We start from the raw sequence: 13,620 nt of genomic DNA on the forward strand, positions 1-13,620 counted from the left end.
GGGAACCCCTCGACCCGATCCTGGTCGTCCCCGGGCTGATCGCGGAGATCAGTGCCGATGCCGCGATCGATCGCGGCACCTGGCGTCACGCGTTGCGCTTCATAAGGCTGCGCCTGGACGTCGCGGTGACCGACGTGCCGCCGTTCGGGCAAGGCACCCAGCCCTCCAGCGGCTGAGAGCTCCACGCCGATGCTCACAAGCTGCTGAGAGGGCGGTTCGTGAGTTGGTATCCGTTTCTCTGGTCGCGGGCCTTGGTCGGTTACTGCTTCCTGATGATGCCGATTTGACCAGGCGTTTCAGCTTGGTGCGCGTGCCTTCGATGTTCTTCGGCAGCAGTTCGTGGTCGAGGGCTTCGCAGACATCACTGGCCCGCGGCGGGCCGCTGGCCTCGGCGCGAGCCTGTTGAGCTCATACGGAGCAAGCGATGCCCCGTCTGCGAGTTCGTAACGGGTGTGTGGCTTGGGCCGAGTCACGATGCGCAGCCGCGTATGCGCGGGAAACCCGTCCGCCGCTGTGCGCGACTCCCTAAGCTGGCCGGAGTGAGGGCCTGGCGTGTCGAATAGCCGCCGGGATGAGGCAGGGGAGCATGGCGTGACGGAGGCTGAGACGAGTCCGGGCGGGCTGGTGGACCGGCGCATGGCTCTGGCTCGTGAGTGGGATGGCCTGATCGGGCGAGTGCGGAAACTGAAGGGTTTCGAGGATTTCCTGCGCCCGCCCCGCCTCGAGGCGCTGTTACCGGCCGCGAGCGGCGGCCCCGTCGTCATCGTCAACGTCAGCCGGTGGCGGTGCGACGCACTGATCGTGACCGAGGAGGGCGTGCGCAACCGCGCGCTGCCCGATCTGACGCTGGATCGGGCCATCGAGTGGACCAACACGTATCTGGGCGTCCTCCACGCCGCGGAACAGGCCCGGCACGCACACCAGTTGACGCAGGACGCGGTGGAGACGGACCCGTACCCGGCCACCATCCGGGCCCAACTCCGCGCAGCGAGCGCAGTGATGGAGGCGGAGCGCCGCACGGACGACATGCTCACGACCCTGCAGGGACACCTGTGGGACAGCGTTGCCGAGCCCGTTCTCGACGAACTGGGTCTGAACCGGGTGCCACCCGCCGACGCGCCCTGGCCCCGGCTGTGGTGGTGCCCGACGGGACCTCTCACCCTGCTTCCCCTCCACACTGCCGGACACCACACTGCCACTGCCGGTGAGGAAGTACCCCGCACGGTGTTCGACCGCGTCGTGTCCTCGTACACACCGACGCTGCGGGCGCTGCTGGAGGCGCGCGCCGGACGAGTTGCGGGCGATGCCACCACCAGTGACAACACCTGTTCCGCGAGCACCCCCACGAGTCAGACCGTCGCCGACGAGCGCATGCTCGTGGTCGCCATGGACGACGCGCCGGGCCAGCCCCGGTTGCGCAACGTCGCAGCGGAACGCGACGCGCTCACGGCGCTCTTCCCGCCCGGATGCCGCACCCTATTGGAGGGCCCTGGCGCCACACGTGGCGCCGTCGACGCGGAACTCGCGCGGCACCGCTGGGTGCACTTCAGCTGCCATGGCGACCAGGACCTCTCCGAGCCGTCCCGCGGAGGTCTGCTGCTGCACGACGGGATGCTCAGTATCACCGACCTGGCCGCGCGCCGATTTCGCGGGGACTTCGCTGGCCTGTCCGCCTGCAAGACCGCCGTCGGCGGAGTGAACCTGCTGGACGAGACCATCACGCTGGCGGCCGCGCTGCACTACACCGGCTACCGGCATGTCATCGCGGCCCTGTGGTCCGTCGACGACGAGACGGCGGCACGCGTGTTCAGCGCGGTGTACAGGGACGTCACCACCGGCGGACGCCTGCGGTCCGAGGCCGCCGCGCCGGCTCTTCACCGGGCCGTACGGGCTCTACGGGACGACGCGCCCGACGAGCCCCGACTGTGGACCCCCTTCACCCACATCGGACCGTAAAGACGCCCGTTATGGATTATCTCAGCGCCTGGGCCGGTGAGGGCCCCTGCACACACGGGAGGAATACCCATGTCCGATGGTTTGTTGGATCCGCAGCCCGCCCCGGGGGCGGCGCCGCGGCTGCCCGCCCCTCCCGTGTCCCCAACTCCCGGGGAGCCGGGTGGGCTTAGCGCACCTCCCGAATCGGACTCGGCCGGACGGGGAACGCTGGCGGGCCCCGAACCCTACGAGGAGGTCACGCGCCCGTCGTTCGCCGAGCAAGCGGCCTCCTTCGTAGCCGTTCCGACCCATGCAGGGGTGGTCTTCAAAGGTCTCTGCCCACGGTGCGGCGATCCGATGGACTACCTGTACGTCAACAGTGTCGTCCGGTCCTTACTGCGCCGGAGGTCCACCCCGGTGGCAGCGGCTGAGCAGGCCGTTGTGCACATGATCTGCACATGCTCCGTGTTCCACCCCGGTTGTTCTGAGGAGCGGGAAGGCTGCGGCGCGTACTGGAACGTCATCCTGGAAGTGGGACCGTGACCCTGCGCGTGACCCCAGGCCCTCCGGCCGGCCCTGCCGACCAGGTGGCCGCGCTACAGGACTACCAGCTGGTCAAGGACTCGCTGCCGCGTGTGCGGGCGGCTGCACTCGCCTGGCGCAACGGTGTCGGCGCCCTGCTGGCGGGCCTGATCGGCTTCGGGCTACTCAAAGGGCGCACGGACGTGGGGCAGCTGGCCTCGCCGTACGACGCGGCCGTCGGTTTCCTTCTCCTGGCGGCTCTGCTGGCCGGAACGGCGTCGGCCATGCTGCTCCTACGCGCCGCCCACGGCCGTCCCGCTGCGACCTCGATCAAGGAGTACAGGGCCCGCAGCGGGGGATCTGCGCTCGGCGCCGACCACATCGAGGCCCTCCGCGCTGCGGGCGCGCTGTTCTGGGGTGTGGTGTTGTCATTCTCCTGCACCGCGCTGCTGGTCATGGCCGTAGGCTTAACCTGGTACGGCCCTGCGAAGAAGGGTCCCGTCATCGAGGTCACCACCCCCACCGGCACTCGCTGCGGTGAGGTGGTTCGAATGACTGCGGGACGTCTGACCCTCAAGACCGACAGCGGCGAGGTAACGATCGATCTGACCCGTTCCGATGGCATGCGGGCCGTCGACTCCTGCGCACCCAAAGCATCGTCATGAAGAGCGGGGCGGCCGCCTATGGCGGCCTGGTGTCGTGAGAGCACTTTATGGCGGATGCCTGCGCCTGCGCGTGCACTCCGCTACTTTATGTCCGGGAGCAGGGGAATCGACCTGTCTTTTCGGTTTCGGGGTGGGGAAACGCGCTTGACGGACTCGCGAGCCGACTAGGGGTGGGCTCAGCGTGCGTGTGTCCCAGTTGAACGAGGGGGGCGCATGCGGGACGAGGCGGAACTGTTGCTTTCGGCGCTGCAGGCTCGGGTGGGCCGCTGGGTGCATGACGCTGACCCTGCGGGGGTGCTCGATGAGCAGGCTTCACAAGAGTTCGAACGTCTGATCTCCATTGCGCAGGCCGCCTGGCCTGCGGATCCACCTGGTCGAGCGCTGGCGGTGTTCGCCGAGTTTCTCTGGTGCCGTTTCTGCGCCGATCCCGCAGGATGCGTCGGCGATCTGTACGCCAGTACGGGCCTGTCCGCCCTGATCTATCCAAGAGATCCCGGGAGCGTCCCCGAGCAGCTGCGTCCTTTCATGGCCACGAGCCTGATTGCCAGTCATGACCGGGACACATGGGGTCCACTGGTTGCGAGCGCGATGCTTGGACAGCCGGATCCGCAGAGTGTGGCGGACAGTCGCCCGACGCTGTCTGACGGAGGGGATCGCGCTCTCTTCCTGTCCCAGTGCGGCAACCATGTGGGCGAGCTGTTCGAGGAACTGCGTGTCCGCACCGATCTCGACGACTCGGTTCGGCTCTGTAACGCCGCCGTCGACGTCGCTGGTTTCGAGCACCCTCATCGGGCGGCGCTGCTGCAGAACCTCGCGGTCGGCCTGCAGACGCGTGCGCACCACACACAGGCCCTCGACGACCTGAACCGCTCGATCGATGTGGGTCGAGAAGCTCTCGCCGCATGTGCCCACGACGAGGCCGTCCGGACGACGATCCTGACGAGCTACGGCACCACCTTGCAGTACCGCTTCGACCGGACCGGGCGGCTCGACGACCTGCAACAGGCCATCAGCGCGGGTCGGACTGCGCCAGGAGCACGAGCAGTTCGTCGATGTCCTTGCCGAGCAGCTTCTCCAGCTCCGCGCGGTCGGGCGACATCTGTCCTTCGGACATGTCTCTCCTATTGTGCTGTTCTCTCCAGTACGCCGAACGTTTGCATCGTAGGCATACGCGCCGTCAGCAGGAGCCGGGAACCTCGTAGTCGCCCAGAAATGGTGCTGAGCCTGGACGAGCGCAGCTCAAATGACCGCCCCGCACCATGCCCGGAATGATGTCGGGTACGGCATTGCGCGTAGCAGGCCCGCCGGCGCCTACCCCTTGCTGACCGCCGTCAGGATCTCCGGCAGGCGGGACGCCGTTCGCGGGGCGGCCAGGCGAGGCCCGCCCAGGTGATCAGGGTGCCGTACGCCGTGCCGAGCGGGGAGGAGCGTCCAGGTCCAGGGCCCGCCGTTCTCCGAGACGTGGAGCGCGATGGTGAAGGCGATCACGGGGGGCGCACAGAAGGGCGGCCGAGACCATTAAGTGGAGCCCCCTCTCGGTGGAGTCCACCCGATGGGCTCCACCGAGAGGACTCCACTCCGGTGCGCACCGCGATGTCCGCCCCCGCACCCGGTGCGCCTCGCGACGATGCCCGGCGCTCTCGCGCGCACCACGATGTCGAGCATCCGATGCTCCGCACCGCACGCGATGCGCACCGCCCGGATCGCGCGCACCAGCCGACGATGCCGGGCACTCTCGTGCGCACCACGATGTCCGGCACCCGATGTTCCGCACTCCACCCGGTGCGCACCACCCGGGTCGTGCGCACCGGCGGCCTGACCCCTTGTCCGCCTCCGGCCGGGCGAACCGGCCCCCCTTGTCCGCCTCCAGGCAGGAACCCAGCCACCCCTTGTCCAGCTCGGAGTGGGCGCACGTTTCCCCTTGACCACCTTCGCTACCGGAGCGTTTCCCCTTGCCAGAGCCGGTCCCGACCGCCGATCAGATCGAAGTCAAGGGGGCATGTGATATAGGAGTCCGCCCCCGCCCCCGCCTGCGGACGGCGAACAGCGACGTGATGCGCGCACTCGATACACGCGATGCGCGGTGCGCACCGCACCTCCCGTCGGTGGCGCGCGCACGATGCGCACCACCGACGGGCTCGGTGCGCACTACACGCCGGTGGTGCGCTCCACGGGTGCATCGGCCGGTGCGGGGTGTGCTTCCATCGCCTGCTCCATCCCGATGGCCTCCAGCTGGCGGAGTACGCCGGCGACGTCCCCGGGCTCCTCCGTGAGGATGTTCTCGGTGAAGCGGACGATGGTCTGGGCAATGCCCGGTGCACCGGCCAGGCACTCGCCGTCGCAGAGGAGCTCCAGCAGGAGCCGCCCGAGTGCCGCTGCCAGGAAGGAGTGCGCGCACGGCTCCCCGTCGCAGTCGTCCACGGCGGTGACCGGGATGAAGACGCGTGCGGCGACGTCCAGGAGCAGCCGGTGCAGCTCCGGGCCGGTGTCGTCGGCGACCGCGCAGGCGGTGTCGATGTCGTCGGCCTGCAACGCCCGGATGTAGGCGAAGGCGTCGGCGATGTCTCCCGGCTCCATCGGGGCGAGCGGCGCGGTGACGGTGTTCTCGGGCATGAGGGCTCCTCACGTACGGGCCGCCCCGCTGATCGCGGCGGCCTCGAAGACACCCTCGAACCGCGGCCCTGTGGACAGAGTCCGCGCACCATCGGTGACCGCCGCCGTGTGGCTGCCGCGCCGCGTTTCTCCTTGACCTGGTCCGCCACGTGCGACATACCGCCCATTTCGATGGGGGAGAAATCTCCGTCCCGGCACGCTGAGCGACGACCGGGCAAGAGCCGCTGCCGCCCGGGGCGCGCTGCTGGGAGACTTCGCGGATGACCACGCAGCGGCTGCCGTTCCCGGTCCCGGATGAACGCGCCCACCACTTCGTCGACAGCTACGCCGACATGCACGACCTCGTTGAGGACCTGGTCGTGCCCGACGGTGTTCCCGAGGCCGCGGCGACGGTTCTGCGCACCGCCCGTGAACTGCTGCGCCAGTCGTACTACTGCTACGAGTTCTCCATCGTGGCGGTCATGCACTCCCTGATCGCGGTGGAGATCGTGCTGCGCGACCGCATCCCGGAGGCGGGCGAGAAGCCGCTGCACGGGCTCATCAAGCAGGGCGCCGACGCGGGCATCCTGACGGCCCGGCAGGCGGATTACCTCGACTACGGTCGGCAGATCCGCAACGGCATGGCGCACGGCCGGACCACGCACGCGGTGATGCCGCCGGCCATGGCGGCGGAGATGGTGACGACGTCGTTCGCGATCGTCTCCGAGCTCTGCGCGGCGCCCGCCGGATGATCACGGCTCGGTAACGGTGCTCGGTCGGATGTCACACCGTTGATTTTCGCAACACCTCTAGTAGGGCTTGGTCAGGTTGGTTGTGGTTGAGCGTTTCCTTCTGGCCCGGTGTTGCGTTGAGGGGGTGTGACTCCGGATGAGATTGTTGCTGTGCGTGGTGAGTTGGAGGACTTCGCGGCGGAGGTTTTCGAGCCGTTCGCGAGGAACGACCAGCGTCGGTGGGGGCAGGTCTATCTCCGGGGCCTGCTCACGGACGGGCAGCGCAAGTCGGTCGAGCCGATGGCCGCCCGGCTCGGGGAGGACGGGAACCGGCAGGCCCTGGCCCACTTCATCACCACCAGCCCGTGGGACCCCGCGCATGTGCGGGCCCGGCTGGCCTGGAAGATGGAGAAGGCCATCCTGCCCACCGTGCTGGTCTTCGACGACACCGGGTTCCTCAAAGACGGCAACGCCTCGGCGTGCGTGTCGCGGCAGTACACCGGCACCGCCGGCAAGGTCACCAACTGCCAGGTCGGTGTATCCCTGCACCTGGCGTCCGACCACGCGTCGGCGGCGGTCAACTGGCGGCTGTTCCTGCCCGAGACCTGGGCGCCCGGGTCCGCGAAGGCCGATCCTGCCAAGGTCGCCCGCCGCACCGCCTGCGGCATTCCCGACGACATGGGGCATGTGGAGAAGTGGCAGCTCGCACTCGACATGCTCGATGAGACCCGCTCGTGGGGCATCGAGGTGCCGGTGGCCGTCGCGGACGCCGGATACGGCGACGCGGCGGCCTTCCGGCACGGCCTCCAAGCCCGCGGCCTGAACTACGTCGTGGGGATCTCCACGACCTTGTCGGCTCAGCCCGGCGAAGCCGTGCCCGTGACCGAGCCGTACTCCGGAACGGGACGCCGGCCGGTGGCGAAGTACCCGGACAAGCCGCAGTCGGTGAAACAGCTGGTCATCGCGGCAGGCCGGAAGGCAGCAAAGCCGGTGCAATGGCGTGAGGGCTCCCGGCCCGGCACCGGCCGCAGCGGCTTCAAACGGATGTACTCGCGGTTCATGACGTTGCGGATCCGGCCCGCCGGACGCGAGGTCCGCCAAGCGGCCGACAGTCCGGAACTGCCCGAGTGCTGGCTCATCGCCGAGTGGCCCGCCGACCAGGCCGAACCCGTCCAGTTCTGGCTCTCCGACCTGCCCGCCGACACCCCGCTGACCACCCTGGTCCGCCTGGCCAAGCTCCGCTGGCGCATCGAACACGACTACCGGAGATGAAACAGGCCCTGGGCCTGGCCCACTTCGAGGGCCGCACCTGGAACGGGTGGCACCACCACGTCACCCTCGTCTCCGTGGCACACGCCTTCTGCACCCTGCAACGACTGGCCAGAGCCCCAAAAGACACGGCGCCGGCCTGAGCCTCTACCACGTCGTCCGCGAGCTACAGACCCTCCTCGCCACCTGGCCGGCGCCTGCCCAACATGTCACCGCGGCATACCCACACCCACCCCAACCTGACCAAGCCCTACTAGGCGCTCCGAGCCTGGTTGTGGTTGGCGGCCGACCGGGACCTGTTGTTTCATCAGCCATCTGGTGGGAGGTGGCCGGCGCGAAAGGTAGGTGCTGCCCCTGGTGGGTAGTGCACTGCTGACCCCACGCCAATGTGGCGGGCCTGCGCCTGCGCAGGGGGGCATCCACTCAGAAGGGGAGTTGACAATGCACGCAAGCAAGGGTGACCGCCTTGTGATGCACGGCCGGGTCGTCGGCCAGCAGGACCATGTGGTGGAGATCGTCGAGGTTCTGGGGCCTGACGGAACACCGCCCTACCGTGTGCGCGCAGAGAACGGCCACGAAACGATCATGAGCCCTGGTCCGGACTCTGTGGTCGACCACCGCAAGTCTTCGGACCAGGGCTGAGGTAGCAGGGGCACTCCTGGACCACGCGCTTTGATGTTCGTACTCGCTGAGCGGTCGGGTCATCGCCGGCCATCCCACCCTGCGGCCCGGCCTTTCAGGGCCAGCGTCCCGCCGGCCTCCAGCAGGGAACGCAGCCCCACGTAATGGCGCTGCCAGTCGATGGTCCACCCCAACTGCCCGGGGTTCGGTGGCGTGGCAGGGCGGCCAGGGTGCCGGTGCTCCCCGCCCGGAACGCCCGCCTCTGATCGCTCTGACATGCAAACGAGAGATCGCACTTCACCCGTGGGCGTATGGGGCGCACACGGTGTGGCAGTGCGTGTGTCCCTCTCAACGATGCGCTGTACTTGACCTACGCCGCCCCCCGGGCGCCTGACCGGACCGGTAGGTGCCCTGCGCGGCGGCGGCCGCCCGGGACACTTACCGGAACTCGCGGGCCGGCTGTGCGCTTATCGCCCCGGGAGCGTGGCAGCCTGCCTGGGCCAACACACAATCAGCTACACGGTGGGACTTCCAGTTCTGGTCTGCTTCTGGAAGTCCCACCTGCTGGCACCGAGGCGGATCCGGGCGCGGCCCCGGGGCGTGTTGCGACTTCCGGCCCCGAGGCCCAGCACTGTCCAGCTCGTGGTATTAGGGGACGATTCGCTCCATGATCCAGTCGACCAGGAGCTTGGTCACCTGGCTGTGCTCGGTGTTCTCGCTGTCGCACTTGAACTCGTCGAGCGCGCTCTTCTCGTCGGCCGCCTCGACCTTCTCGTACGGGTTGACCTCCCACTTGGCCGGGTCGTAGTCCAGCGCGACCGCACTCACGGAGGGGACGAAGCAGCTGAACCTGTACTCCTCCGGGATGTCAGCCCCGAGTGCCCCTGCGATCTCGCCGAAGGAGCCGAGGGTGCCACCGGGCGAGCCGTCAAGGCCGGGAACGTAGGAGGTGAAGCCCCGCCGGACCTGGCCGGCGGCCCGCATCTCACCGATCGGCTGGCGCGTTGCCCCGTCGGGCTGGAAGTTCGCCTGGGCGTAGACGACCAGCGGCACCTGCCGCTTGAACACCTCCGCGCCGGCCGGCAGGTCGCGGCCGGTCCCGTTGCCGGTGCCGTTGGCCACGCCCAGCTTGCGCGGCCGTCGCGGGAACTGGCCCAGGTCGCGCAGCTCGGCCAGGAACTGCGTGCGCAGCGCGCTGGAGGCGGCGACCGGGCCTTCGTACTTCGCGTCCGGGACCCATGCGTACAGCAGCTGCTGCGCGGCGGGGCTCCTGATGAGCTCGGCCTCCTTGACCTTGCCGGGCTCGGCCGGCAGCGCCTCGAAGAAGTAGGCCATCTGCTGGAGGATCAGCGGGATCCACGCGCCGTTGTGCGGGGAGTCCCAGGAGAGGTAGGTCGCGGTCTGGTGGTCCTGCTGCTGGCTCTCCATCTCGGCGAGGGCGTAGCGGGTGATGATGCCGCCCATGCTGACCCCGCCGACGATCAGCGGCTCCTGGCCGTGCCTCTCCGCGATGACCTTGGTGATGGCGCTGATCACCACCCCGGCGTTGGCCTGGATGTATGTGTGGCGCTCCTCGAAGCCGACCAGGACGACATCGATGCCCGCGGTGAGCAGCTGCTCGAAGAAGCCCGCGTCGCTGCCCGGGTAGGGCGCGTTGAAGTGGGCGAACAGCCCCGGCAGGTCACTGCGGCCGTAGTTGAAGCCGTCCGCGAAGATGAACGGCCGTTCCAGCTCGTCGTGGCCGTCGGCGAGGTAGACCGCAGCCTCACCGAGGGCCACCTCCCGCCGGTACGGTCGGGCGGACCGAAGCGGCCAGGTGTACTTCGGCTTCCGGTCGCTGTCGCGCGCCACGCCCGTCGGGGTGCCGAACCAAGGGCCCTGCGGCAAAGTCTTCGCGAACTCCGCCACCTTGCCCGCCGAGGACTCCTCCTCGGACTGCTTCCACGTCAGTTCGACATCGATCCTGGCTTCCTGTGCCATGGGACAGCTACCGCCTCTGCGTAGGTGTTGTTCACGGGCCCGCCACAGCCCATCCCTGTCGCGTGCGAGCGAGCGGGCAGTGCACCGGCCTGCCGCGACTCCGGCAGGGATTGGGATCCGCCACCCCGCCCTCACAGTTACTGACTGTAACATTGAAGTTACTTAACGTGTCGCTCAAGGCGGCCCGCCTGGAACGCCCCAAGCCCTGTCGCGCCGCGTACCAGCACTTAATACGGATCGTGCGCGAGTCGTCACGCTGAGTGGTCGCTCTGGATAGTATCGGGCTCCGCGGTCACGCCTGTGTCCGGCCGTGGACTGTCGAGCCCAGGGAGTAGCCCATGTCGGCCGAAACTTTCAAGATGTCGCGGGCGGAGCGGCTGGAGCGACTGAGAGGGCAGCTGCAGGGGGTGCTGCCCCAGGACGCGAAGAGGAAGAAAACGCCGCCGAGGGGGGCGAATCTGCTGTGGGGGGCCATGCTGCACGGTGCGGCCCGGCTCCGGGCGGGCCTGGAGCTGACGGATCTGGAAGCACGGCTGGTCGGGCCGATGATCCGGCTGCTCTCCGAGGACGAGGTGCGCGACTTCGGTCAGGTCTACGCCCAGGAGGCCGACTCCCGCTCCCGGATCTTCCCCGACGCTCTCGCGGCGCGCCCGATCGGCGAGGGCTACACCTCGGCCGACCTGTTCAAGGATCTGGCATCGCTGCACGAGGAGATCGCGGCGCAGCCGAACGTCAACGTGATCGACCTCAACGCGCCCACGGACGGGGGTGAGGGCGCCGGCGCGGACTCGCAGGACTTCCGTCAGGGGATGGCCGACTACGGGTACGGGGCCACGCTGGTGACGGCCTCCGGGCACCAGGCCAGGGCCGAGGAAGAACTGAGCCATATCCAGGCCAAGCTGACCCTGGACAGGTTTTACACCATCGACGAAACGGATGAGTGGAGCGGGTCGGACGAGATCTACTGGGCCACCACCGCGGCATCCGACGCCGCGCCGGTGGCGCAGACGCTGAAGAGCGGGAAGTTCGGCGGCGTCGACGAGGATGAGATCCATCGTTTCCCCGCGAACACCATCATGTTCGACGGCCTTGCCCGCAAGGTCCTGACCTTCCACATCCAGTGCTGGGAAGAAGACGAGGGCCCTCCGCGGGACCTGATGGACGACATGCGGGAGATCGGTGACCTGCTGCACGACGTCTCGCAGGAACTGGAAAAGTACGCGGTGACCGAAGCGCTGGAGAACACAGCCCACTTCGTCGCACTGCTGGGCGGCATCGCCAGCCTCATCGCCAACATCATGGACTACATCCACGACGACCTGGTGGGGGAGCGCACCTTTGTCTTCAACCGCGCTGCCATGGAAGCGCTGGCCGCCGACCCCGGTCACGAGTACTCCCCCGAGTTCGAAACGAATTCTTACGTCGACGGACGCCGCAACCTGACCATCAAGGGGACCGCTGTCATCCACAGCGACAAGCTCGCCATCAAGACCTACAAGGGAGGCGAATGGTGCGCCCCGATTTTGCCCTGGGCCACCGCCAAAACCCCCGACGCTCCCGCCGTGGCCATTTTTGACGGCAGCGTGTACTGCGCGATTCGCGGCATGAACGACCGGATCTACGTCAGCAAGCTCAACGGCACCTGGACTGCCTTCGAGGAGGTCCCCAACGTCCAGACCCGCCACGCTCCGGCGCTCGCCTCTTTCATGGGCAAGCTGTACCTGGCCTACACCGCACCCGACAGCCAGGCGGGGCTCCTGTCCTCCACCAACGGCAGAGACTGGGTTCCCGGGCAGGCACCTCCCGGCCAGTCCCTCACCGCCCCCGCCCTGGCGGTGCGCAACAGCACACTGCATATCGCCCGGTCCGTCTTCGGCATCTACACCAATGAGTCCCAGGACGGCGCCACTTGGAGCCAAGCCGCGATGGCGACTCTTGCTCACACCGTGACCGCACCGGCCCTGGCGTGCTACAAGGACAAGCTCTACCTCGCCTACCGCGACGCGAAGGACGGCGGGGCAATCATCATCCCCAACGGCACCGGCTGGGAAAAACCGGTCCGTATGGGCTACACCACCGCCGACGCACCGTCCCTTGCCGCCCGCAACAACCTTGTCTGCACCCTCCGCCACACGAACAATTCGATCTCGTACGGCACCAGCATCGACGGCACTACGTGGGGGAACTTCCACGGCATCCCAGGCGCCACATCACTCTCAACCCCAGTGGCGTCCCCCCCCTACTTCTCCGTGTTCTACCGGGCCATCGAGGGCTGACAGACAACCGCCAGGCGCCGCGTGAACCGTGTGTCGTGGCCGGCGGCCCCGCCCCCAGCCACGACACACGGCCTGGGCGGAGGGGATCAGGGTTCCCCTGATCAGCCGCTATCTGACGTACCGAGGGCGGACCAAGAGAGGCCGTTCCTGGGCCCGGCCCATGCCCGCCCCGACACAGGGTGCCGCCCCTGCGCCGGGGCGGAGCTGCGCCCGTCCCCGGTCGGCCCCACCGGCCCTTCGGATGAATGACGCGGCCCAGGCCCCACCGGGCCGGGCTCATGCGGTGAGGCTGACCCTGGAAGGGGCAACCGTGAGGGAGGCCCCGGGGTGACGCTGAGACCGCCGGTGGAGCCGATGCTGGCGCAGGCCGCGGAGTCGGTGCCGGATCCGGCTGCACTGCGCGCAGGGGTGGCCTACGAGCAGAAGCTGGACGGGCACCGGGCGCTCGTCTTCACCGCGGCCGGGCCGGGCGGCGCCGTGCTGGTGCAGACCCGCCGCGGGTCGCTGGTGCAGGACCGGTGGCCGGACCTGGTGGCGGCCGCCGCGGAGCAGCTGCCGCAGGGCCTGGTCCTCGATGGCGAACTGGTCGTCTGGGACGCCGAAGCGGGGCGGTTGTCGTTCGAGGCCTTGCAGCGCCGGGCCGCCGCCCGCACCCGTGGCGCCGCCGGCCTCGCGGTCGGCCTGCCGGCCTACTTCGTCGCGTTCGACGTGTTGCAGCGGGACGGCCAGGAGCTCCTGACGCGCCCGTACGAGGAACGGCGCGCACTCCTGGAGCAGCTGTTCACCGACCACGCCCTGACGGCCCCATGGACCCTGTGCCCGACGACGACGGACCTGGCCAAGGCTCGGGAGTGGCTGGAGTCCTGGACTGACGTGAGTGGCGTCGAAGGCTTGGTGATCAAGCCCCTGACCAGCCGTTACCTGCCCGGATACAAGGGTGGGCCAAGGTCCGCCGCAGGGACACCACCGAAGCGATCATCGGCGCGATCACTGGCACCCTGACCCGCCCGGGGCTCCTTGTCCTGGGCC

At 68.7% G+C, this 13,620-nt stretch carries 10 protein-coding genes and 1 pseudogene; 7 read left to right on the plus strand and 4 right to left on the minus strand.

Annotated features, from left to right (window positions below; all coding sequences use genetic code 11):
* Positions 1-591 precede the first annotated feature (591 nt).
* Together AS594_RS35360 and AS594_RS35370 are read left to right on the plus strand one after the other, a co-directional pair.
* On the plus strand, positions 592-1,956 hold the full coding sequence (locus tag AS594_RS35360) for a CHAT domain-containing protein (RefSeq protein ID WP_069935769.1): 1,365 nt from the start codon (positions 592-594) through the stop codon (positions 1,954-1,956).
* Positions 1,957-2,474: 518 nt separating this feature from the next.
* Positions 2,475-3,122 carry a hypothetical protein gene (locus AS594_RS35370; RefSeq protein ID WP_069935771.1) on the plus strand — a complete coding sequence of 216 codons (648 nt, stop codon included), beginning with the start codon at positions 2,475-2,477 and terminating at the stop codon, positions 3,120-3,122.
* A 312-nt stretch (positions 3,123-3,434) separates the two neighbouring features.
* Here AS594_RS35370 and AS594_RS35375 read toward each other — a convergent pair whose 3' ends face one another.
* The 3 genes from AS594_RS35375 to AS594_RS35380 all read right to left on the minus strand — a co-directional run bounded on the left by AS594_RS35375 (position 3,435) and on the right by AS594_RS35380 (position 5,735).
* Positions 3,435-4,124, minus strand: coding sequence for a hypothetical protein (locus AS594_RS35375; protein ID WP_141747202.1), 690 nt, complete (start codon positions 4,122-4,124; stop codon positions 3,435-3,437).
* A 309-nt stretch (positions 4,125-4,433) separates the two neighbouring features.
* Entirely contained in the window at positions 4,434-4,610 is a 177-nt protein-coding gene (locus AS594_RS44990; protein WP_167368096.1) for a hypothetical protein, read from the minus strand.
* A gap of 660 nt (positions 4,611-5,270) precedes the next feature.
* Positions 5,271-5,735, minus strand: a complete 465-nt coding sequence (locus AS594_RS35380) for a hypothetical protein (protein ID WP_069935773.1) — start codon at positions 5,733-5,735, stop codon at positions 5,271-5,273.
* A 260-nt stretch (positions 5,736-5,995) separates the two neighbouring features.
* Here AS594_RS35380 and AS594_RS35385 point away from each other — a divergent pair, with 260 nt between their 5' ends.
* The 3 genes and pseudogenes from AS594_RS35385 to AS594_RS35395 all read left to right on the plus strand — a co-directional run bounded on the left by AS594_RS35385 (position 5,996) and on the right by AS594_RS35395 (position 8,356).
* The gene (locus tag AS594_RS35385) at positions 5,996-6,466 is read left to right on the plus strand and encodes a hypothetical protein (RefSeq protein WP_069935774.1); all 471 of its coding nucleotides are present in this window, start codon (positions 5,996-5,998) and stop codon (positions 6,464-6,466) included.
* A 126-nt stretch (positions 6,467-6,592) separates the two neighbouring features.
* Positions 6,593-7,857, plus strand: a pseudogene (locus AS594_RS35390) (IS701 family transposase).
* Positions 7,858-8,155: 298 nt separating this feature from the next.
* A complete protein-coding gene (locus AS594_RS35395; protein WP_069935775.1) occupies positions 8,156-8,356 on the plus strand; it encodes a DUF1918 domain-containing protein in 201 nt (66 codons plus the stop codon).
* A gap of 627 nt (positions 8,357-8,983) precedes the next feature.
* Here AS594_RS35395 and AS594_RS35400 read toward each other — a convergent pair.
* Positions 8,984-10,315: a lipase family protein gene (locus AS594_RS35400; protein ID WP_069935776.1), complete on the minus strand. Its 1,332-nt coding sequence runs from the start codon at positions 10,313-10,315 to the stop codon at positions 8,984-8,986.
* A 338-nt stretch (positions 10,316-10,653) separates the two neighbouring features.
* Here AS594_RS35400 and AS594_RS35405 point away from each other — a divergent pair, with 338 nt between their 5' ends.
* Together AS594_RS35405 and AS594_RS47670 are read left to right on the plus strand one after the other, a co-directional pair.
* Positions 10,654-12,591, plus strand: coding sequence for a hypothetical protein (locus AS594_RS35405; protein ID WP_069935777.1), 1,938 nt, complete (start codon positions 10,654-10,656; stop codon positions 12,589-12,591).
* Positions 12,592-12,918: 327 nt separating this feature from the next.
* A complete protein-coding gene (locus AS594_RS47670) occupies positions 12,919-13,593 on the plus strand; it encodes an ATP-dependent DNA ligase (protein WP_338120199.1) in 675 nt (224 codons plus the stop codon).
* The last annotated feature ends 27 nt before the right edge of the window (positions 13,594-13,620 follow it).

The sequence above is a fragment of the Streptomyces agglomeratus genome, from assembly GCF_001746415.1.
Lineage (GTDB): Bacteria > Actinomycetota > Actinomycetes > Streptomycetales > Streptomycetaceae > Streptomyces > Streptomyces agglomeratus.

What these genes read in the sequence shown, in the direction of transcription:
- AS594_RS35380 (WP_069935773.1), bottom strand. Translation starts at nt 5,735, where the DNA reads ATGCCCGAGAACACCGTCACCGCGCCGCTCGCCCCGATGGAGCCGGGA.
- AS594_RS35385 (WP_069935774.1), top strand. Translation starts at nt 5,996, where the DNA reads ATGACCACGCAGCGGCTGCCGTTCCCGGTCCCGGATGAACGCGCCCAC.
- AS594_RS35395 (WP_069935775.1), top strand. Translation starts at nt 8,156, where the DNA reads ATGCACGCAAGCAAGGGTGACCGCCTTGTGATGCACGGCCGGGTCGTC.
- AS594_RS35400 (WP_069935776.1), bottom strand. Translation starts at nt 10,315, where the DNA reads ATGGCACAGGAAGCCAGGATCGATGTCGAACTGACGTGGAAGCAGTCC.
- AS594_RS35405 (WP_069935777.1), top strand. Translation starts at nt 10,654, where the DNA reads ATGTCGGCCGAAACTTTCAAGATGTCGCGGGCGGAGCGGCTGGAGCGA.